The organism is Microcoleus sp. FACHB-672 (assembly GCF_014695725.1).
Classification (GTDB): Bacteria; Cyanobacteriota; Cyanobacteriia; order Cyanobacteriales; family Oscillatoriaceae; genus FACHB-68.
The window spans coordinates 93,796-113,915 of sequence record NZ_JACJOU010000012.1; the positions used below are offsets into that span (position 1 = coordinate 93,796).

Consider the following 20,120-nt stretch of genomic DNA (forward strand, 5'->3'; position numbering starts at 1 on the left):
ATTATTAGTCGCGACTTTCTTTAATATAAGGCGTGCCGAGTGCGGCGGGGGGTGTTGATTTCCCCGCTAATCCGATTAAGGCTAAAAGTGCGACACAATAAGGCAGCATTACCAAGAATTGATAAGGAATGTTGAGATTAAAAGCTTGAATTCGCAATTGCAACGCTTCTGTTGCACCGAATAACAAGCAAGCAAAGAGAGTGCTAACGGGATGCCATCTGCCAAAAATCAGTGCAGCTAGTGCGATAAAACCTTTGCCGGCACTCATATCTTCCGCAAAAAATCTGACATGAACCAACGTTAAATAAGCGCCTCCTAAACCCGACAGACAGCCACTAATGATCACACTGAGATAACGGATCAGCGTGACAGGAACCCCGGCTGTATCAGCAGCACGGGGATACTCTCCAACTGCTCTCAGGGATAAACCAAGGCTGGTGTGAAATAAAATATAGGTGCTGATAGGAACCAGAAAAAATAAAAAGTAGACAAGCGGATCTTGATTAAAGAATAAGGCACCAAAGATGGGTAAGTTTTTTAAACCGGCAATCCCGATTAATTCAAGTCCGGGGAGTTGCTGATTGCTGCCACCGCTAAACACAATTCTCGCTAAGAAAGCAGTTAAGCCGGCAGCCGCTAAATTAATCGCTAATCCCGATACTAATTGATTGACTCGGAGTGTGACACAGAGATAGGCATGGAGTAAACCAATCATTCCTGCGGCAACAAATGCTGCGAGAATTCCTGCCCAGACATTACCTGTATAAAAAGCTGCCGCTGCACTAGCAAAAGCGCCGGTTAACAGCATTCCTTCTAGCGCAATATTGATCACCCCAGAACGTTCTGAGAAAAGTCCTCCCAATGCGGCGAAAGCTAAGGGGATAGATAGGCGCAAGCTTGCGACTAAGTAATCGGAAAAAAAGATTAAGTTGGCGTTGGGTTGGTTCATTATTTTTAACCGCAGATAAACGCAGATGTGCGCGGATGATTATTTGCGTTAAATTTGGGATTTTTTCGGATTTTTTAACCACAGATGCACACAGATAAACACAGATGGATGGAGTTATTATCTACGTTAATCTGCGTTAATCTGCGGTTGTTTTATTCCAATCTTTAACTCTAGGGCGAAACCGATGGCAATGAACAGAATCGTTAATCCCTGAATCGCATAAACCACCGTCACCGGCACCCCAGCGCTGCGCTGCATGACATTTGCGCCACTGCGAAGCGCCGCAAAAAATAGGGAGGCAAGCACAACACCGGCTATATTTCCGCGACTCAAAAAGGCGATCGCAATCGCGTCGAAGCCGTAACCACCGGAAAATTGGGCGAAAAGCCGGTATTTCACCCCCATCACTTCTCCCGCGCCGGCTAACCCGGCTAAACCCCCTGCTAACGCCATGACGAGGGTGATTGTGCGTTTAACAGAAATGCCGGCATATTGTGCGGCAATGGGGTTCAATCCCACGGCTGTAATTTGATAACCGAGGGGGGATCTTTGCAAAATCAACCATAAAATTACCGCTGCAATTAGCCCAATTAAGATGCCGGCATGGGCTAAACTCCCAGGCAAAATAACCGGCAGTTGGGCAGATTTTGCAATGGGGGCGGTGTAAGGGCTGGGTGCGCCTTTTTCCATCAGCGGCCCTTGTACAAGATATCCAATAAAGTTTAATGCAATATAATTGAGCAGCAGTGTTGTAATCACTTCATTCACGCCGCGCACTGCTTTGAGATAGCCGGGAATAAAACCCCAAAATCCCCCTAGCAAAAATCCGGCTAGCAGCGCTAAAGGGATATGAATAAAAGCCGGCAATCCTGGCAAGTACAACCCTGCGATCGCACTTCCCAAACCGCCCAGATAAATCTGTCCTTCGCCGCCAATATTGAGCTGTCCTCCCCGCAATGCTAGCAACACGCCTAAACTGGTTAAGAGTAGCGGTGCCCATTTGGTGAGAGTGTTGCCAAATCCAAAGTAAGTTGTTAGAGATTCTTGAAATAGGGCGCTATAGGCATTGAGTGGATTTGCGCCGGCTAAAACGATCAAGCCGGCACCCACTAGCAGCGCTGCGATGATCGCCACAACCGGCGATAGAAGTGGCAATAAAATAGGCGGAATACGAGCGAATCTCATAATTTTGCCCTGAAATCAGGTTCGCTCATATTACCTTTATCTGTATGGACAGCAAAAGCTTTAGATGCCGGCACCAACAAAATTAGAAGTGTTTGTTAGTTTAGACTTCAATTGCCCTTAACCTTCAATTCAGTTTCCGCAATAGTTTCTAAGCCGGCATTTCTTCGTGACAGTAGCTGCAAAACCAGTAAAGTCCTGCGGATCGTATCTGACGCACTAAAGTGTTTGAGCAGCAAGGGCAAATACGCGTCATTGTCATAGACTGATCAAGGGTTTTCGCTTCATCCCCTTCGCCCGCCTCGGTTTCCGGGTTAGTCAGCCCTTCAATTTGATTGATGAATAGAGCTGTCATGGTACAAACCCGATAGGTAAATCGTATTTTCAGTATAAACCACCTTGACTATAAAATAGGGACTTTGTTATAATCCCGCCTTTTCGTGTTATGTTATGGAAATACTCTCTAGCGGTCGGGTAAGTAAGGTGCAGGACTGGATTTTGCCGGCCCCAGCGCAAAGAGTTATCAAAGTGACAGCGAATCACGGCAGCATCGGCAATAATAGTGGCTCAATCGCACTGTGCGGAGCAACAGCATCCGCGCTGAAGACAGCTAGCCGATCCAAAACAATAAGGGTAAATAAAAATGAAAATTCAAGCAATGGATGTTCAGATCGGAGATCGCATCTTCGCCTATTGCCACCAGAGGAGGCAGACTTGCACGGTGCAAGAGGTACTACAGTCAACCCAGAATAATATTACCTTGACCGTTTCCACTGCGATGCGTTATCGACGAGCCACCTCATGCGTTGTTCAATTCCGTCGTGATGCTTTTGTTGAATTAGCTGTTTAAAATTTATATTCAACAACAGCAATGATTCGCGATAGCTGTTGTTCATTGTTAGCTAGCTAGCTTAAAAAACTTACTTTGCAAATCAATATCGCTCAATTTTAACAGGTTGTGTTCGCGTAGCGTGTTGCAAAGTAACCTATCGCTTTTATCGCTTATTAGACTTCTGGCAAAGGATGTGCGGACTTTTTAGATTTTTACCAGAGGTCTACTCAGCCGGCTCTGCAAAGGCAATTTTCGTCAGGGTAAAATAGCATTTTCTTAAGTTGGCACGCTTGTTGAAAGTTGACCCCCTGCCATCAAAAATCCCACCTGTTCAACGGTTGCAGTTGCTGCATCTAAAATTTCGACAAACGCGCCTTCATAGATTACCGCAAGGCGATCGCTCATTGCCATCACTTCTTCTAACTCTGTAGAAATATAAAGAATTGCCGCACCGCGATCGCGTTCAGCTAATAACCGTTGCTGTACCGCTTCAGTTGCGCCAACATCTAATCCTCGCGTCGGTTGCATCGCCACAATTAAAACCGGCTCTCCGGCAAGTTCTCGCGCCAGCACGATTTTTTGCTGATTTCCTCCCGATAACTGGCCGGCTTTCACATCAGGATGAGACACTCGAATATCAAAGTTTTGAATACTCGCCGTTGCATAATTTTGGATCGCATCTTGTTGCAAGAAAAAGTTGCGGCAAAAAGGCAAACGGTTAAAACTTTTTAAAATTAAATTTTTGGCAATACTAAATCCCAAAACCAAACCCATTTTCTGCCGATCTTCGGGAATATAACCGATTTTAAATTTTTTGCGCCATCGTTGCACCGGCATCTGCGTGACATCTTCGCCGCACAGTTGAATTTTGCCGGCTGTAACCGTTTTTAGTCCTGCAACTGCGTCTGCCAACTCTCGCTGTCCGTTACCATCCACGCCGGCAACGCCTAAAATTTCCCCGGCACACAGTTGAAATGACAAATTTTGAACAGCCGTAAAACCTCTGTCATCTTTAACCTTTAAACTCTCAACATTTAACACCACCTTTCCGGCTGCCGGTTGAGATTTATTCAACTGCAACGCAACCGATCTGCCGACCATTAATTCGGCTAATTTTTGAGCGGTGATCCCCTGCGTTGCAGTTGTAGAAATTACCTGTCCCCGGCGTAATACGGTTACAGTGTCGCACAAACTCATCACCTCGTCTAATTTGTGCGTGATAAAAATAATTGTGTGTCCTTCTACCGTAAGTTGCCGCAGAATTTTAAATAAAGACTTGATTTCCGGAGGTGTCAGTACCGCCGTCGGTTCATCCAAAATCAGCAATTGCGCTTTGCGGTAAAGAACCTTAAGAATTTCCACTCGTTGCTGAGTTCCCACCGGCAAATCCCCTACCTTGGCACTGGGGTCAACTTCTAAGCCATAAGCTTGCGATAGTGCGGCGATTTCTTGTTGTTTGCAACGCAAATTCAGACGAAAACTAAAGTCGGTTCCTAGGATAATATTTTCCGTCACCGACAGTTGCGGCACCAGCATAAAATGTTGGTGAATCATGCCAATTCCCAACTCAATTGCGGCACTGGGAGACGCAATTTCTACCGGCTTACCTTGTAAGGAAATCTTGCCTGAATCTGGTTTGTATAAACCGCACAGGATATTCATCAACGTTGTCTTTCCGGCCCCATTTTCTCCTAAAAGAGCGTGAATCGAGCCGGCTGCCACACTGAGGCTAATGTTGTCGTTTGCAACGAATGTGCCAAAGCGCTTAGTGATTGCCTCCAGATGCAACATTTTATTTTACATAAAGTTAAAAATATCCAACCGAATTTTATTAACTTGTGCCGGAGTTTTCTGGCTTAAAAACTTTTATTTGTTGAATAAATTCATCCGAAGAGTTTTTAAATGTTGAAAATCTATGGCTGAGTTGTCTAATTTGCTTTCTTAATCGGCTTCGCTCACTTTCTATTTTGAGCATTAATTCTTTTGTATTCTCCTTTTTGTTTACTCGCTTTCCTTCAAGACCATGTAAATTGAAGGGCCAATCTAACGGACTGCTGCTTAGCTCTTGCTCTTTTAAGCTGGGATCAATTTTTACAGCCTGTGCTTCTTGTAACATTTCTAAATTTGTAAAATTTAATAATTCCCGGTCAAGTTCCTCCAGTTCAAGCTGCGTGTAAGTTAATTCTTCAAGGTAATCATCTGCACGCTGACGTTCTTCCAGTAGCTCTTGTTTGAGGCTTTCGAGTTGCTCTTGCAAGATTTCTACTTCATGTTCTAAAGATACAATTCTTCTATCTTTAGATTGCTCGGCTTCTAAGTCCATAAATTCTTAAAGAGTTTTAGGTAGGCGGTTGCTTGAGACACCAAGTATCCTTACCTTTATTCTGGCACGATTCAAACTGGATTTTGTTGCCGGCAATCGCTGTTTTTGCCGTCATCGCCTTTGTCTGTATAGCTTCTGGCACAATTTCGCCAAAGCGTCCTAAACTGACAATTTCCGGTTTCTCCAGTCCTATTAAGTATTTTTGCCCAGTTAATTGCCCTGTTTTTGCCTGTTCTGCCAAATAAGCAATGGCTAAATCAAGCCGTTTTAACGCACTGGTTAAAACCGCTTTTGGGGCGATCCCCAGCTGATCGGTGGTATTACCGAAGGCATAAACCCCTTTTTCCGCCGCCGTTTGCAACACTGCCGGTGAGGCAACATCGAACCACTGATACAGCACATCCGCACCGGATGCAATTAAAGCCAGCGCCGCTTCTTTCGCCTTCGCTACGTCATTCCAGTCGCCGGTAAAGCTAGAACTGATTTTGATATTCGGTTTCACCGACTGCGCGCCTAATTCAAAACCGCGCAATTCCTGAGTGGTGGCTTCAAAGGATTGGCCGGCAAGATAAGCGAGCTGATTAGATTTGGTCATAGAAGCGCCGATGATGCCGCACAGATAGCTCACCTGCATATGATTAATTCTCAAGGCAGCAATATTTTTGCCGGTTGCTGCACCATTAACAGCGACAAAAAAAGTGTTCGGAAATTGGCCGGCAACCTGTTGCACCGCCGCATCAAATTGTCCCCCATGCGCGAAGACCAAATTGTAACCGCGACGCGCAAAATCTGACAGCGCCTCTGCTTGATCCGGTTGTCCTACTTTTTCCACATAAGACGTTTCTGCACCTAGCTTTTGTTTAGTTAGGGTGATTCCTTCATATCCCGACTGGTTCCAAGCGCGATCTGTAATATTCCCTGGTAAAACAATTGCGACTTTAAAATTATTTGTGCCGGTTGATGTGGTTTTGGAAGTGGGATTGTCGCAAGCTTTCAGAAACAAGCTACTGCCCAATGCAGCGGAACTGAAGCCGATAAATTGACGCCGAGAGTATTTCCTATCCATGCGACCTCCAAAACAGTATCCGTGTTAACGCAATCATCAGCCAAAGACTCTAGCTTGCTGGTGGTTCAGACTTCACAGGTTTGCAGCCACGCCTCTAACTCTGCCAGTAACCCAGCGCGGGTAGGCTCATCTACAATTGCGTGATTAAAAGCATTTCGAGTCCATCGCGCCAAGTCAGTTGCTGTGACATCCCGTTCTGATATTAACCGGCTCATTTCATCTGTCAAATTTACACCGAAAAAACTGGGATCATCAGAATTGACTGTTACAGCGACACCTGCAGCATCTAAAGCTAAGATGGGGTGCTTGTCATAGGCGGAAACATTCTGAAGACGCTCATTAGAAGTTGGACACATTTCTACCAAGACTTTGTGCTTAATAAGCAACTCAACAACGTTTGGGTCTTTGATTGCAGACGTGCCATGGCCAATTTGCGTAACACCGAGTCCTTCCACTGCCGCTCGAATATTTTCTGGCCCTACCATTTCCCCAGAATGAACTTTTATTTTTTTCCCCGCTTCTCGCACGGGTGCGAAAGCTTCACGAAATAAATCTGCCGGCCATCCCACTTCATCTCCATGCAGGTCAAATCCAGAAATTATAGGAAATGGCAGCATTTTTTGCACCCAATAAATTGCGTTTTCGACTCCTTGGTTGCGCCCAATTCCCACAATCATTCTAATAATGGTTCCTTGCTCGCGTGCGCGTTCAACTTCTGCTTCTAAAAGATGCAGAACTTCTTCAAGATTCCCCCCCACTCGCTCAACAACCGATGCATCAAAGTTCAGTTCTGCATAACGAATTTTTTGCTGAATCAGGGAGTCCATGACATCGCGAATCACTTCAGCATATCCCGATGGAGTTGTTAACCAAGGGTGGATGTAACGCCGAAAGCAATCTTGAAATTCTGCAAACTGAGTAAATCGGAAGCCGGGAGCGTAAAAGGGAGGGAAAGCCGGCAAATTCAAATCTGTATGCCGGTGTAGTGCCTCTCGGATGCTACTCCAGCGTGGTGCGCCTTCCAGATGAATGTGAAGTTCAGCTTTGGGCATTTCAGAAAGGTTTGAGATATTTTTTGTCTTGCCGGTTTGTGACAGCTCAACCATTTACCCATTCCTATTTTTGTGTTTGTTTATAAACTCTTTTCGTAAATTCGGTATTTTTTATAAAGCTGTCCCCCCGCAGCTTCAATTAGTTTACGAGAAGGAAAATTATCTTCCCAAACCCAAGAGAGTTCAGCTTGTTTATAAGGTTTTCCTTTTTGAATGCCCCCGCTCATGCCTAAATAAATTAATGCCAAAGGAACCATTTTGCGACGGTATTCTGGCAGTGAGCAAATGGCAATCACTCGTCCTTGATCAATTTGCCGGCGATACCAGAGAAATTTGAGGATACCCAGCCAGTTCAATTTGCCGGCAACGTGTTTTAAAGGAATATTATAATCCGGTAATCCCATAAAAAAGCCAATCATTTCACCGTTGTATTCAGCAATCGGGAAGACATCTGGATCAACCAGTTGCTGTAGCGATTTTGCTTCTTCTAAAAATTCTGCTTCTGTTCTCGGTGTGGAACTCCAATTATTCGCAAATGCTTTGTTAAATAAATGATAAAGGCTGATACAATCTCGCTCAAATTCTTCGCCTTTTGTTTTGAGTGGACGAAAAATAATGCCTGATTTACAAGCAATTCGATAAGCTTTTTCAAATTCTGCCGGCAGCGGTTTATCTAAAGGAAAATTATAAGCGCAGGCATCTTTGGCTTTTTGCCAGCCATTACGCTCGATAAATTCTGGATAATAAGAGGGATTATAAGGCATCATCACCATTGGCGGTGATTCAAAACCTTCGACTAAAAACAGACAGTTGTTATGAGTTGATAAATCAATCGGCCCTCGTGCTTCACTCATGCCTTGCTCTCGCAACCAGTGGCAGGCAGATTCTAATAGCGATTGGGCGATTTCAAAGTCATTAATGCACTCAAAAAATCCAAATAACCCAAGATTTTTACCTTCGCGTTCAATCAGCCGGTTGTTAATAGAAGCAACAATCCGTCCCACCGGCTTATTTTCTACAAGGGCAATAAATGCTTGCAGCCGGCCATACTGAAAAAAGGGATTACTCGGTGCAAATTGCTTCGCAATATCGCTGCGTAATGGCGGCACCCAGTTGGGATCGTTGGCATATACCCGTGCCGGCACATCAAGAAACATTTCCATCTCTGCCGGCGTTGTGACAGCTTTAATTTCAATTGTTTTCGTTAAATTCATTTCCCTTATCACTTATATTTTCAGAAAATAATTTATTTGTTTGCTTTTATATTTTATCAGTTAGCAATTTACTTTTTTGTTTTAAAAATTATTAAATTTTATTGTCATATTCCACTTTTCCGTATTCAAGTTTAACCAACCTGTCTGCTATGGAAAAATATCGGTCGTCGTGACTGATTACCAGCACGGTTTTGCCTTTTCTTTTAAGTTCTGGCAAAAGTTGCGTATAAAAAATTTCCTTAAAAACCGGATCTTGATCTGACGCCCATTCATCGAATAGATAAATAGGCCGGTCTTCCAAATAAGCAGTCAGTAAAGCAAGACGCTTGCGCTGTCCTTGAGATAAAGCTGTTGTTGAAAGCACCCCATCCTTAATCTCAACTTTATGTTCGAGTTGGAGTTGACTCAGATAGTTTTTTGCTTGAGTTTCTAAATTGGGGTTACCTAACCCTAAAAGTTTATCGAATAGATAAAAATCAGAAAATATCGCAGAAAACTGTTGGCGATACCATTCACGGTTCTGATTATTTATCGGGGTATTATCAACACAAATTTCGCCGTCTTCAGGGATATAAAGCCCAGTAATCAATTTAGCGAGGGTGGACTTACCGCTGCCATTTCCCCCTACAATAAAAATAAGTTCTCCGGAATGGAAAGTCAGATTGATGGGGCCAAGAACAAAGCTGTCTTCCTCGCGCTCTCCCCGGTAAGCGTGAGTTACACCTACCAATTCCAGACGCTGCCAATTTGAGCCGGCAGTAAGGGAAATTGCCGATTCTTCTTCAGCATGAGTGGATAGTAACAATCCCAAAGAATCAATTTTGTTGAGGGCAACTGAGGCTCTACTAAAGTTAGGAAGAATCCCCAGAATTTCTTCTAAAGGTTGCGCCAAATAAAGTGTCGTGAGGGCGAAACCAGACAAAATTGGCGTCTCAATTTTTTGTAAGTTGGGCAGGATGAACACAAGCACGCCAATGGCAATAAAGAATAAAACTCGGCCCCAACTGGCGAGAATAGCATAGACAGTCAGACCTTCAACATTGTGGTGTTGAGAAGATAGGGCGGTATCTTGAAGATCCTCAGCTAAAAATGCTTGCCGGCGTTCACGGTGCAGTTTGAGTTCTTTTGCCCCTTCAGTCATAGTGCGGAAGTGCTTAAATAAACTATCCTGCCGGTCGCGGGCTAGCTTAAGATAATGTACAGCTTTTGCATCTAGCAGTTGGTAGCTGAATATTCCCAACAAGAGAAAACCAACAATGAAAAGGAACACACTCCAAGAGAGCCAGCACAGATAAGCCAAGCAGCTAATTACGATGGCAATATCAATACAGATGAAAGGAATATTGAAAACAACGTTAGCGACTGATTGGATATCGTCAGTGAGGGTGGCTAGGAGGCGAGGCGCACCAATTTGCTCTAATTGATGTAAGGGAGTGGCAAGAATCCGCCGGCTCAAAAGCATTCGCAGGTTAAAAATGGCATTTTGAGAAAGACGAATTAACAGAACTTGAGAGGCGAAACTGGTGGTAAGCCGTAAAAGACAAACACCGGCAAAACTCCAAATTAGTGTTGCCGGTAGCTGAGTTTGAGTGATTGCTATGTTGATCAGGGCAATGAGAGCTGCCGCACTCGCTCCACTGATAATGCCGGCGAGGGCAGCAAGGGCAACGATCGGCCAAGACGTTTGCAGGAGAAGGCGGATCAGGTTCATGCAAAGAGAGCGCTTGTGCTTTCAGTCTAGAACTGTATTCTCGATTTTAGAAATAAAAATTGATTGTCCAGACTTTGATTGGGTGGGCAAGTTAGGGTGAAATCCCACAGCTTGCCCACCCAATTTTTAGGCGCTAATCGTTGCTTTGGGTTGGTATAGCAAATCCCGCGTTGCCACCATGCCGTCAACCAGACGATCCATGTCCTCTTTGGTATGGAGAGCGTTGGCAGTAATTCGGATACGGGGTTTGGCGATAAACCAGATGGGAGAAACCCAAATCCCGTGTTGCTCTATAAGTTGTCTGGCGAATTCCTTGGGATTGATTTCTGCCGGCAACAGCACTGGGACAACATTCGTTTCGCCAATATTTATAAAATCATTCTCGGCTAAGCGCGAACGCAAATACTGTGTATTTTCCTGAAGGGTTTTCACCAATTCTGGATGTTGGCGAACTTGACGAATGCTTTCCAAAGCTGCAGCCGTTGTCGGCGGTGGCAAGGAAATTGTGCCAATGGATGTGGGAGAGACATTCAACAGCGGGATGAGTTCAGCGACATGGCTGCTAATCGCAGCACCGGCAGAGGCGGCAAACTTAGAGAATGTCGTCATAATCAGCGGTACAATGCCCCGCTCAATCGCGTGTTGAGGAAAAATATCAAAATGTTCGTAAATCCCCCTGCCGGTGGCACCGATGGCACCGCTGGCATGAGCTTCATCCATCACCAGCACACTGCCATCGTAATGCTGTAGCACATCGATCATATCTGGCAGGGGTGCAATGTCCCCATCCATTGAGAACACGGCATCGGAGACTACCAGAATTCTGTCGTCTGCGTGAGCATACCGGCGCAGCTTGCGAGCCAAATCTTCCATATCGCAGTGCCGGTAAGGCTTGACGCGGACGCGGGGGCTATTGCCAAACACCTTGCCAGAACGAGTGCCGGCATTGACAACCGCCGCAACAATGCAACCGTGATTTAGAACGTCCGTGAGAATCAACGTCTCGCGGGTATTCTGAAATCCGGGAACTGGAATTGCCAAATGACAGAACGCATCCATTAAGGCTTGCATCGCCATCCAGGCATTTAAAAATAGCTGAGTGTGAGGCAGATGTTTAAACGCCGAAATTTCAGCTTCCAGCTGCCGGTGTAGATCGATGCGCCCGCTCAAAACTGAGCAGGAACTGTTCGACGTTCCATATTGAAGAATGCTATCAATTGCCGCTTGGCGTACAGCCGGGTTTTGAACTAAACCTAAGACATCATTCGTGCAGAAAGTCAGAACTGTCTGACGCTTGCCGGTTGTCGCTTCTTCGATCTCAACTAAATTTCCCTGCTTTTGATGACAAATATACTCATCAGGATCTAGCCCACTGTCATACCAGCGCTGAACATACTCTTTGACGACTTGCACTTTAAACTCCCCTCACCTTAGCCAACTGGCAACTGTATTCGAGAAATGCGAAAACGGCTGCTTTCATCCAATTGAAGTTTCTTTTGTTAACTCAGCTTGGCCTGAGGCCATGCCCTTAGACAGTGGAACAGATTCTTTGGAGTTTCCGTTCGCATTGTTTTTCGGTTGACTAGATTTTTGCACAAATTGCTCATACTGCCGAATAATCAACCGTTGAACGGCAATAATCGCTGGGTTGATTTCCACATATCGCCGGTGCGGGTTGGCCAGATAGCTTTGCTGTTCGCTCTCAACCATCTCAATATCTTGGACGAGAAATTTCGTCAGAAAAAAGCGCCCAAGCAGGATACTTAGTATTGGTTTGAGCGGTTTGAGAAGCCATTTCGGCAGGGGAATTTTGAAAAAGAATAGGGCGCAGGATCGGCTTTCAGTTGGACTCACCGGCAGCCGCATCAGATACAGTGAGGAGACCCCTTCCAAAGAACTGTAAAAATTGGGATAGCGGTAATCGGTTAAGACGACGCGGGTGGTCACTTCATTCCCCTTGTCGGTCAAGCCTAAAAACTTGGCCATGCGACTTTTATAGGAGACTTTGTACTCAGTGCAAACGGTTGCTTCCGTCTCCCGCAAACTCAGCAAAACCGGGTCGAACCAACCCTGTAAGTTGCGGTGCAAATAACCGTGAAAAACATCCATCGAATTTTCACTGCACATGGAAAAATGGGCTTTGAAGCAAGCATTAACCTGCACCATCAACCATTCAGGATCACCAAATTCTGGCATATCGAGCAGTGGACGGTTAGCCGCTTCCTCCGGATCTCCAGGGAAGATCCAAATCACATTGTATTTTTCTACAATGGCAAAGCTGCGGGCTTTAGCGCAGGGAAGTTTTTGTTCTGGAGGGAGGTAGGGAATGCTGACGCACTGGCCACTGCCGTCAAATTCCCAGCCATGATACCCACAAGCGAGGTAGCGACCTTGGACTTGACCTTTGTGCAGGGCAATGCCTTTGTGAGGGCAGACATCCTCTAGGGCATGGAGTTCGCCGGTTTCATCACGGTAAACCGCAATTGGTTGCTGCCAAATCACCACCGGCATGATTTCACCGGCCCGCAGCCGATCTGCCCAACCAACGCCATACCAATGATTTGGGTTGATTCCGACTTCCCTGACCTGGTTCTGAACTGTCTGGCTTTTTAAGGTTGTAGCCAGTTCCATTAATTGTGCCTCTGTGTTTAGGTATGGGAAAATATTTAGCTTTTGTGTGCCGTGTTCGTCAATCGGTAGCCTTTAAACTTTAAAGTTTAGGCTTGAGACTGTCCGGAGTCTAGCAGAACAAACCCGTGAAAAGTGAAATGTGAAACGTGAAAAGCTTGAAGATTTTACTCCCCAAATCCCAACCAACTAACCCTAACCCACAACCCTCAATGTTGCGAGATCGCCGGCTGCTGTTATTGCTGGCGGCGGGTTCTCTCACCACGATGGCCGGGGGAGTTGTTGCGCCGGTGCTGCCGGAGGTGGTGCAGCAACTTCAACTCAATCCAGTGCTAGCCGGCAATTTGGTCAGTATGCACTGCTTGACAATTGCCTTGTTTAGCCCATTCTTAGGAATTTTAGCGGATCGGTTCAGCCGGCTGAAAGTGCTAGTTCCCTCCCTGATTCTCTACGCGATATTTGGCGTTGCCGGCGCTCTGATGTCCAATTTTTGGCCACTCCTAGCGACACGGGCGCTGTTGGGGGCAGCCAGTGGCGGCATTGCGGCGGCAAGTCTGGGCTTGCTGGGCAGTCTGTATGAAGAACCGGAACGTTCGCAAGCGATTGGCTACGCCACCAGCACTTTAACGCTTACCGGCATTTTATTCCCACTGCTAGGCGGCTGGGTGGGCGCATCTCACTGGCAATTTGCCTTCTATCTTTACGCAGTTGGGCTGCCTCTGGCGCTGCTCGCCTTGTTTTTTCTGCCAGAAAAGCAGCAGCAGCCAGGCAAGGGGTTGGCGTTGGACGGCAAGCAGTTGAGCGCTTTGCTGAAACGCAGCCAGACTTTGCGGTTGCTGTTGACTCTCAGCCTTGCCTCGGGAATCATGTACGCTTTCTTGATCTATGTCCCCCAATATCTCAAACAAACTTTAGCCGCCGGCACCGTTGTCAATGGCATTGTCCTGGCATCCACCGCGATTGGTGCGGCGCTTATTTCTGCTTTGGGAAGCAGCCGAATTTCCCAGAAATGGGGACTTGATCGGGCCATCGCCCTAGGATTTGGGCTGATGGCTGCGATGTTGGTGGCCATCGCTCAGCTGGACACGCTCAGTGCGATTGTGCCGGCGGCGGTGTTTTTTGGGGTAGGGTTTGGTTTGGCCCTGCCGAGTCTCTATGCGGCTTTAGCAAATTTGGCCCCTTCGACGATGCGTTCTAGTTTGCTGGCTGCCGGCACGGGGGCAGGATTTTTGGGCCAGTTTCTTTCGCCAGTGTTTTTAGGGCCGGTGTTGGGTGCCGGTGGCATAACGGCTGTATTTTATGCGGCGGCGATTGTTGCAATGGTGGCTGGACTGCTACTGGTGGCTCCAAGCCGGTAAGCGTTGGTTAGGTTTTTTAATTGTCTTCGCTCATTTGGATTTCTCGTTCTATGACTAAGCCGGCAAGAAATTGCCGGTCTTCACTAATATGAGGAAATTTGAGTTGGGAATCGGGAATGCCTTTTTCTATCTGACGCTGGCGCACGATCCCAAAGCTTCCGGGTGCTAAAATTCTCAATCTTGGCGGCGGAATCGGATCTTTGCGAGAAATTTCATAGTGAGTATTGACTTCTTGAAGTTTGCGGTCGCAAGTTTGTAAAAAGGCTTGAGGATTATCCAATTGATAACCGGCAGCGAGTTCGATATTAATTAAATATCGCGCTGGGAAGTCGTTGTCAGATAATGTAATGCAGAAATCTTCTAGGGGAATCCTAAATTCTTGCTGCAAGGCTTTCATCACTTGCGTGGCGTGAGCTTCTGTTGTTTTTTCGGTTGTGGAGGAAATTTGCCCTGCTCGTCGATAGCGAAAGACAATTAAGGGAGTCGTTTCATAAAATCCCACCACTTCGATGACGTCGCCAATATCGTATCGGTAGAAGCCGCCATAGTTCGTTGTGAGTATGCGATAGCGCTGGCCGGCTTTGACTTCTGTGGCAAGTAAAGTTTTTGGATGTTCTTCGTCCCACTGATCTTCGGGAATAAATTCAAAAAAGCCGCTTTCAAGCGCTAAAACGCTGCCATCTGTGTTGACATCTGGGTAGATGCTAAACATTCCTTCTGCTGATGAGAAAACAGCTCCAAAAATGGGAGTGTTTTCAAAATAAGTAGGGAACCTCTCAAAATAAAAATCTGAGGTTCCGCCTCGTGCGTTAGCAACAAAAGAAATATCTGGCCAAGCAAGTTTGGGAGTGAGCCGGCCTTCAGATTTTAAGATTTCTCGCAGCTGACGTGCCCGATTTGGATTGGCTGACCATTGCTGTTCTAATTGCACTCTAATTTCGGGTTCAAGTTCTAGCCGGCTGGATATCGTTCCTTTTTCAATATCTTGGATAAGTTCTTCTGCAAACTTCTCTAAATAATTGCAAGTTCGCAAGATTAGCATGGGAAAATTAGCAATCATTCCCCGCATTAAAGGATCGCGCAAGGCAAATAGCAAACAGATATAATGGCGTGCAGGACTGTCAGCAACTTGCAAGGCTTCGTAAGGGTGGGCAAAAAATTGTTTGTAAAGCCGGTTATCCATTCGCAGAACGCCGGCACTTGCAGGGCCAAAATCAATGCCGCCTTCGGTACGTCCCCAGCGTTGTACGGAGTTGGTGACTAATAGTTTACCAAAGCGAAGTTTTTGTGACTCTAGCGCCTCAATTAAAAACCCCATGCTGGTTAAAGTTGCCTGCCGGACAATGTTTTGTGATTGGCGGGTTGTTGGGATGAGTTTTTTCTTGCCGGTGGAACCGCTAGTCAGTGTTAAATAAACGACGGGTTCAACGGTCAAAATATTTTGCTCACCTTTAGCAATCCGCTCCATTAGTGGTTCATAGCTGCTATAAGGTAAAATTGGGATGCGCTCTCGAAATTGCTCGATAGTTTTGATCTCTCCCAATTGATATTTTCGACCCAGTTCTGTATCTCGATGCGCTAATAGCACAGATCGTAAGCATTTCTCCTGCACGGCATCCGTCTTGCCGGTTTTGCAAACAAAATTTGCTTTGGCACGTTTAGCCACAGCACTGAGAATGGGCAACATAAAGTTTGGCATTAGACTCTCACACCGCGATCAAATTTTGGATTTTAGAAACGATTTATCAAGCCGGATCTTCTCTCTGCCCTTGCTAGGATTTGAGGATGCACAGTTCTGCAATCATTGCTTGATAAACACTCTTTTATACCATGTTTTTAAAATTTTGCAAAATTAAGTTTTTCCGTAATAGTTGGGGAAAATATTTGCTGTTGTTAATACATTAATTTTGTTAAATTAAAAATTTATAAAGGGTGCATCCCAGCTTTGGAAAAATATTGTTTGGCGGATTAATATGCTTCCATAAATGACGGCAAGCGGACAAGATGCCGGCTCGAAAATTACAAGAATTAGAGGCTTCCGAACTGCTATATCTCTTTTACGATTAAATTAGTATTAAGCAGCTTCTAAAAAATGCACAACTCTTGTAAAGTGACTGTCCATTTCTCATTAAATTTTATCAGAAAAAATGAATGAGAACACTGGATAAACTCTACCAAATTCACTACGGGGATTAAATCATTCAGAACTGGCTTGAGCTGCTTTCTATACATCTTATCAATCCGTGCTGTGCCAGACGCTCATGCTTGCGCCGGCACCGGCACTTAGTTAAGGTTCTCAAAACTTAGCCCGTCCAGCTTAGCTTTCATCCCCAGCCACTATCAACGTTTTTGGGTACAGTACACCTGTTGTGATAAATCTCGGAATACCTCAAGGCTTACCAGTGATATCGCCTTAACACATCTTGAGGATTTGAATTGGCTTCTGGTACTTGTTGAGAGGCAATTCTAATCGCATCTTGCTCTGGGACGGCATGGATATCATGCAGCCGCACAGGAGTAGCTACAGACGCCTCGCCAGACTGCCTCTGAGACTGAATGCCGCCTGGTTGGGTTAACTCTTCTAACTGAACGCTCATCACCTCAAGAGATTGCTCTAGTGCAACGATCTGCTTTTGCAATTTCAGCATTGCCGCCCCCAAGTTTTCCACTTCTTGGCCGGCTTGAATCTTTTGCGCCTCCTGATTCAGCTGAGCGATGTCCATTTTTAAGTCGTCAACGCGCCGCTCAACTAAAGCTTTGATACTAAATAACTTTTGGTCTAGTTGAGTAATTGCAGTCGTTAGCCTCGCCCTCGTCAGTTCCTCCCAACGATGCCGGTTAAACAAGTTTAATAACAGCGATAAAGACACCGGCACAGCCGCATACAAAATTTGCTGTGAAGCCACAGCGACAATTGAACCAATCACAGCACCGGAAAGCGCTAAATATTCAGCAATCTCTGGCCAATCAAGGTTATTTACTTTCATGGGGCGATCTTTCATCCAAAGAATTATTTTTGAGCCTTCTGTCCAACTAATCTAGGATGAGGCTACTTGGTCTGTGAGATTGCACCCTGCCGGTGGACGCAGATAAGCGGCATTTTACAGCTTCGCACACGCCGGCGGTAGAGAACTCTAACTTAACTTTTAGGCGAATCCTACCCCCACCGGCAGCCAGAAAATGGCAAAATATCCCTGGTGGTTTCAGCACAGAAACATCCCGCGTGAGGAGGCAATATGATCGCAATCGCCTGTTTTATCATTGCCTTTATTTTGGCAAGTTTAGTTGAATACTGGATGCACCGCTTAATGCACGCCTCGCCCAAAATTGGCGAACGTCACCGAGATCACCACCGGCGCAACGAAGGCCAAGGGGTGTTCTGGGAATTTCGGGACTATGTTAAGGGTAGTGGCCTAGTGATGGCCCTGATGTTTTTTTACTCCATAGAAGCCGGTATTGGTTGGTGTCTGGGCGGATTGGCCTATGCAGCCTTTTCAGCTTATGCCCACCAACTACAGCACGAAAACCCAAAAGCGTGCTTTTGGATGAAGATGCCGGTTCACTATGTCCACCACAAATACAATATGTGGCACCACAACTTCGGTCTAGCAGTTGACTGGTGGGATCATGTCTTTGGCACCTACAAGCCGGTGGAATGGCTGACGGAAGAGGAACTCACCCAACCACCGCGAAATTACCTACAGATGCGCTGGTGGTAGCCAGAGAGGGGCTAGAGGAAGACGGGAGACTGGGAGAAATTTCCCTGCCCGTCCTGTTCTTGTTGGCGCAGCCATCCCTTATGCCCTACCTTTAGGTTGGTGGATTTAGCCCTAAATGCCGGCAAATCCTAGAAATTTTGTGATCGCTCTCGCCAGAATGAGAGCGTAAGTGATATTGTTCCCAAAAGCGTGACTCGACAGGAGAATCACCGTGAGTTACTTCCAAGAAGCCAAAGCCCACTTTGTGGCCAGCCATCAAAATCCCATTAACCAATTCCTGCATCATTTAACCAACATCCTGGCAATTGCAGCGGTGATTTTGCTGTTTTATGACTGGCGTCTCACCCTTCTTTGCTTGATTTTCACCCAAGTGTTTGCCTTGGGGGGTCATGCCTTTTTTGAAAAAAACGAACCTGCTTTTAGAAAATATCCCGGCATCACCATCCTCGCTTCGCTATCGTGGTCGTTTGAACACTGGTTTGGTTTACGCCAGTTGTGGACGTACTTTAACCGTAAGCCGGCTTCCCGCTAGGTTCACTTAAAATAACCTAAGCAATCGGCGCAAGACTGAGACGCGGAAAACGATTCTGCTCGTCCAGTTCCCTCAAACGTCTCTAGCCCCTAAAATCTGACAACTGACAAGTAACAAATAACAGAGGAAAGTTAATGTACGACGGCTTACTGGTAATTGATGCTGATGCTCATAAGATAGAAAATCCCCTAATTATGCGGGATTATTTAGAACCACAGTATCGTGACCGGCTCGGTTTAGTGGTGGATAGCCTCGGTGATCAACGGGCAAGAGTCGTAGACTTTAACCCAGCCACCGGCAAAAATGACTTCTTGCGGATGTTCCCCCAACCGCAGGGTTTAGGCAAAGGCGGCTTTCGCACCCTCCATCCAGAAACAACCCTAGGCGCTGTGTTCAATCAGCGCCGGATTGAACACATGGATCAAGAAGGTGTTGATGTCCAAGTAATCTACGGCACCCTGAATCTAATCTTCTCCAGCATTCTGGATAAAGATTTTGCAATTGCGCTGTGCAAAGCTTACAACAACTATATGGCCGATGATTGCCGCAAGTACGGCGACCGGCTCAAACCGATTGGTGTTTTACCGCTTCAAGATGTCAATGAAGCAGTCGCAGAAATGCACCGTTGTATCAATGAATTGGGCATGATTGGCGTTGCCGTTGCCCCCAATATGCCGATCCCCCATCCTAAAGCACCCGATGCTTTCCCAGATATCCGCTCTTGCAAAACCATTAGCCATCCTGACTTCCGCCCCATTTTACAAGCCGCAGTAGATTTGGATATTGCCCTTGGCATACACGGTGGACCCGGTTCCTATATGGTGGGCGGGATTTCTGACTACACTGAAACGTTCGTCCTCACGCACATTTTTGTACAGCGAAATCAGCAACAATTAGCCCTAGCGCGGATGGTGTTTGATGGGGCTTTTGAGCAATTCCCCACCCTGCGAGTTGGCTTCTTAGAAGGCGGTTGTGGTTGGCTGCCAGATTTAGCCCATGCTTTCCACGAACACTGGGAAAAACGCATTCGCGACTTTGATCCCAAGAATCCCTATCGCCCATCGTTGATGGAGTTTACCAAGCTGCTCATTCAGGAACGCGGCAGCAATAATGTCAACATTATTTCTCAGGCGAAAAACCTATTCGATTTAATGTGGAACGCTCAAAATGATCCCACAAAAATCGATGATGCCAGCTTGTACGAACACTACGATTTGCGTCACCGTGATCCCCTGGAATATTTTGAACGGGGTCAAATCTTTACCTCCTTTGAATCTGACGATCCAGGCCCAGCTTATTTGCCGGTGGCGATGGGTGAAATTGGCAAGCACTTGGCTTGTTTCTCAGGCGATTATGGTCACTGGGATGGTGTTCTGAAAAATTGCGTCAAAGATGCGGCTGAGGTGACAAATTACGACCGGCAGCATCTCGAATTGCTGTTAGGTGGCAATGCCTTAGCGCTGTATGGCGAACGTTTGCGTCAATCTCTGCCGGCAAACCAAATGGTTCACGCCTAAAAGTTAAGTTAGTAAGTCGCACTCAACACCCAGTAGA

Annotated in this window: 17 protein-coding genes and 1 pseudogene; 5 read left to right on the forward strand and 13 right to left on the reverse strand. The window is 46.1% G+C overall.

Annotation, left to right across the window (positions count from 1 at the left end; genetic code table 11):
• Positions 1-4: 4 nt before the first annotated feature.
• The 3 genes from H6F56_RS07065 to H6F56_RS07075 form a co-directional block, all read right to left on the reverse strand.
• On the reverse strand, positions 5-949 hold the full coding sequence (locus H6F56_RS07065; protein ID WP_190666237.1) for an ABC transporter permease: 945 nt from the start codon (positions 947-949) through the stop codon (positions 5-7).
• Positions 950-1,075: 126 nt separating this feature from the next.
• Positions 1,076-2,134, reverse strand: coding sequence for an ABC transporter permease (locus tag H6F56_RS07070; RefSeq protein ID WP_190666239.1), 1,059 nt, complete (start codon positions 2,132-2,134; stop codon positions 1,076-1,078).
• A 148-nt stretch (positions 2,135-2,282) separates the two neighbouring features.
• Positions 2,283-2,486 (reverse strand): hypothetical protein, encoded by a 204-nt coding sequence (locus H6F56_RS07075; protein ID WP_190666639.1) that lies wholly within the window; start codon positions 2,484-2,486, stop codon positions 2,283-2,285.
• A 288-nt stretch (positions 2,487-2,774) separates the two neighbouring features.
• On the opposite strand from H6F56_RS07075, the gene H6F56_RS07080 reads away from it, so the two are divergent.
• On the forward strand, positions 2,775-2,981 hold the full coding sequence (locus tag H6F56_RS07080) for a hypothetical protein (RefSeq protein WP_190666240.1): 207 nt from the start codon (positions 2,775-2,777) through the stop codon (positions 2,979-2,981).
• A 258-nt stretch (positions 2,982-3,239) separates the two neighbouring features.
• On the opposite strand, the gene H6F56_RS07085 is transcribed toward H6F56_RS07080, so the two are convergent.
• The 8 genes and pseudogenes from H6F56_RS07085 to H6F56_RS07120 form a co-directional block, all read right to left on the reverse strand.
• Positions 3,240-4,754: an ABC transporter ATP-binding protein gene (locus H6F56_RS07085; RefSeq protein ID WP_190666242.1), complete on the reverse strand. Its 1,515-nt coding sequence runs from the start codon at positions 4,752-4,754 to the stop codon at positions 3,240-3,242.
• A gap of 40 nt (positions 4,755-4,794) precedes the next feature.
• The gene (locus H6F56_RS07090) at positions 4,795-5,286 is read right to left on the reverse strand and encodes a hypothetical protein (RefSeq protein WP_190666244.1); all 492 of its coding nucleotides are present in this window, start codon (positions 5,284-5,286) and stop codon (positions 4,795-4,797) included.
• A gap of 16 nt (positions 5,287-5,302) precedes the next feature.
• Positions 5,303-6,352, reverse strand: a complete 1,050-nt coding sequence (locus H6F56_RS07095) for a BMP family protein (RefSeq protein WP_190666246.1) — start codon at positions 6,350-6,352, stop codon at positions 5,303-5,305.
• 65 nt (positions 6,353-6,417) lie between these two features.
• Positions 6,418-7,458: an adenosine deaminase family protein gene (locus tag H6F56_RS07100; protein ID WP_242031900.1), complete on the reverse strand. Its 1,041-nt coding sequence runs from the start codon at positions 7,456-7,458 to the stop codon at positions 6,418-6,420.
• Positions 7,459-7,484: 26 nt separating this feature from the next.
• Entirely contained in the window at positions 7,485-8,618 is a 1,134-nt protein-coding gene (locus H6F56_RS07105) for a hypothetical protein (RefSeq protein ID WP_190666248.1), read from the reverse strand.
• Positions 8,619-8,709: 91 nt separating this feature from the next.
• Positions 8,710-10,332: pseudogene (locus tag H6F56_RS07110) on the reverse strand (cyclic peptide export ABC transporter); the annotation flags it as partial.
• Positions 10,333-10,455: 123 nt separating this feature from the next.
• Positions 10,456-11,742, reverse strand: coding sequence for an aminotransferase class I/II-fold pyridoxal phosphate-dependent enzyme (locus H6F56_RS07115; RefSeq protein WP_190666252.1), 1,287 nt, complete (start codon positions 11,740-11,742; stop codon positions 10,456-10,458).
• Positions 11,743-11,805: 63 nt separating this feature from the next.
• A complete protein-coding gene (locus H6F56_RS07120) occupies positions 11,806-12,960 on the reverse strand; it encodes an aromatic ring-hydroxylating oxygenase subunit alpha (protein ID WP_190666254.1) in 1,155 nt (384 codons plus the stop codon).
• Between the two features lie 146 nt (positions 12,961-13,106).
• Between H6F56_RS07120 and H6F56_RS07125 the strand changes: the two genes are divergently transcribed.
• Positions 13,107-14,315 carry an MFS transporter gene (locus H6F56_RS07125; protein WP_309236464.1) on the forward strand — a complete coding sequence of 403 codons (1,209 nt, stop codon included), beginning with the start codon at positions 13,107-13,109 and terminating at the stop codon, positions 14,313-14,315.
• Positions 14,316-14,331: 16 nt separating this feature from the next.
• Here H6F56_RS07125 and H6F56_RS07130 read toward each other — a convergent pair whose 3' ends face one another.
• Both H6F56_RS07130 and H6F56_RS07135 read right to left on the reverse strand, forming a co-directional pair.
• On the reverse strand, positions 14,332-16,014 hold the full coding sequence (locus H6F56_RS07130; protein WP_190666256.1) for a GH3 auxin-responsive promoter family protein: 1,683 nt from the start codon (positions 16,012-16,014) through the stop codon (positions 14,332-14,334).
• A gap of 697 nt (positions 16,015-16,711) precedes the next feature.
• A complete protein-coding gene (locus H6F56_RS07135) occupies positions 16,712-17,302 on the reverse strand; it encodes a hypothetical protein (protein ID WP_190666258.1) in 591 nt (196 codons plus the stop codon).
• 249 nt (positions 17,303-17,551) lie between these two features.
• Here H6F56_RS07135 and H6F56_RS07140 point away from each other — a divergent pair, with 249 nt between their 5' ends.
• From H6F56_RS07140 to H6F56_RS07150, 3 genes are all read left to right on the forward strand, one after another.
• A complete protein-coding gene (locus tag H6F56_RS07140; RefSeq protein ID WP_190666260.1) occupies positions 17,552-18,034 on the forward strand; it encodes a sterol desaturase family protein in 483 nt (160 codons plus the stop codon).
• A gap of 211 nt (positions 18,035-18,245) precedes the next feature.
• Positions 18,246-18,566 carry an Mpo1-like protein gene (locus H6F56_RS07145; protein ID WP_190666262.1) on the forward strand — a complete coding sequence of 107 codons (321 nt, stop codon included), beginning with the start codon at positions 18,246-18,248 and terminating at the stop codon, positions 18,564-18,566.
• 134 nt (positions 18,567-18,700) lie between these two features.
• Positions 18,701-20,083 carry an amidohydrolase family protein gene (locus H6F56_RS07150; protein WP_190666263.1) on the forward strand — a complete coding sequence of 461 codons (1,383 nt, stop codon included), beginning with the start codon at positions 18,701-18,703 and terminating at the stop codon, positions 20,081-20,083.
• Positions 20,084-20,120 lie beyond the last annotated feature (37 nt).

What these genes read in the sequence shown, in the direction of transcription:
- H6F56_RS07065 (WP_190666237.1), bottom strand. Translation starts at nt 949, where the DNA reads ATGAACCAACCCAACGCCAACTTAATCTTTTTTTCCGATTACTTAGTC.
- H6F56_RS07070 (WP_190666239.1), bottom strand. Translation starts at nt 2,134, where the DNA reads ATGAGATTCGCTCGTATTCCGCCTATTTTATTGCCACTTCTATCGCCG.
- H6F56_RS07075 (WP_190666639.1), bottom strand. Translation starts at nt 2,486, where the DNA reads ATGACAGCTCTATTCATCAATCAAATTGAAGGGCTGACTAACCCGGAA.
- H6F56_RS07080 (WP_190666240.1), top strand. Translation starts at nt 2,775, where the DNA reads ATGAAAATTCAAGCAATGGATGTTCAGATCGGAGATCGCATCTTCGCC.
- H6F56_RS07085 (WP_190666242.1), bottom strand. Translation starts at nt 4,754, where the DNA reads ATGTTGCATCTGGAGGCAATCACTAAGCGCTTTGGCACATTCGTTGCA.
- H6F56_RS07090 (WP_190666244.1), bottom strand. Translation starts at nt 5,286, where the DNA reads ATGGACTTAGAAGCCGAGCAATCTAAAGATAGAAGAATTGTATCTTTA.
- H6F56_RS07095 (WP_190666246.1), bottom strand. Translation starts at nt 6,352, where the DNA reads ATGGATAGGAAATACTCTCGGCGTCAATTTATCGGCTTCAGTTCCGCT.
- H6F56_RS07100 (WP_242031900.1), bottom strand. Translation starts at nt 7,458, where the DNA reads ATGGTTGAGCTGTCACAAACCGGCAAGACAAAAAATATCTCAAACCTT.
- H6F56_RS07105 (WP_190666248.1), bottom strand. Translation starts at nt 8,618, where the DNA reads ATGAATTTAACGAAAACAATTGAAATTAAAGCTGTCACAACGCCGGCA.
- H6F56_RS07120 (WP_190666254.1), bottom strand. Translation starts at nt 12,960, where the DNA reads ATGGAACTGGCTACAACCTTAAAAAGCCAGACAGTTCAGAACCAGGTC.
- H6F56_RS07130 (WP_190666256.1), bottom strand. Translation starts at nt 16,014, where the DNA reads ATGCCAAACTTTATGTTGCCCATTCTCAGTGCTGTGGCTAAACGTGCC.
- H6F56_RS07135 (WP_190666258.1), bottom strand. Translation starts at nt 17,302, where the DNA reads ATGAAAGTAAATAACCTTGATTGGCCAGAGATTGCTGAATATTTAGCG.
- H6F56_RS07140 (WP_190666260.1), top strand. Translation starts at nt 17,552, where the DNA reads ATGATCGCAATCGCCTGTTTTATCATTGCCTTTATTTTGGCAAGTTTA.
- H6F56_RS07150 (WP_190666263.1), top strand. Translation starts at nt 18,701, where the DNA reads ATGTACGACGGCTTACTGGTAATTGATGCTGATGCTCATAAGATAGAA.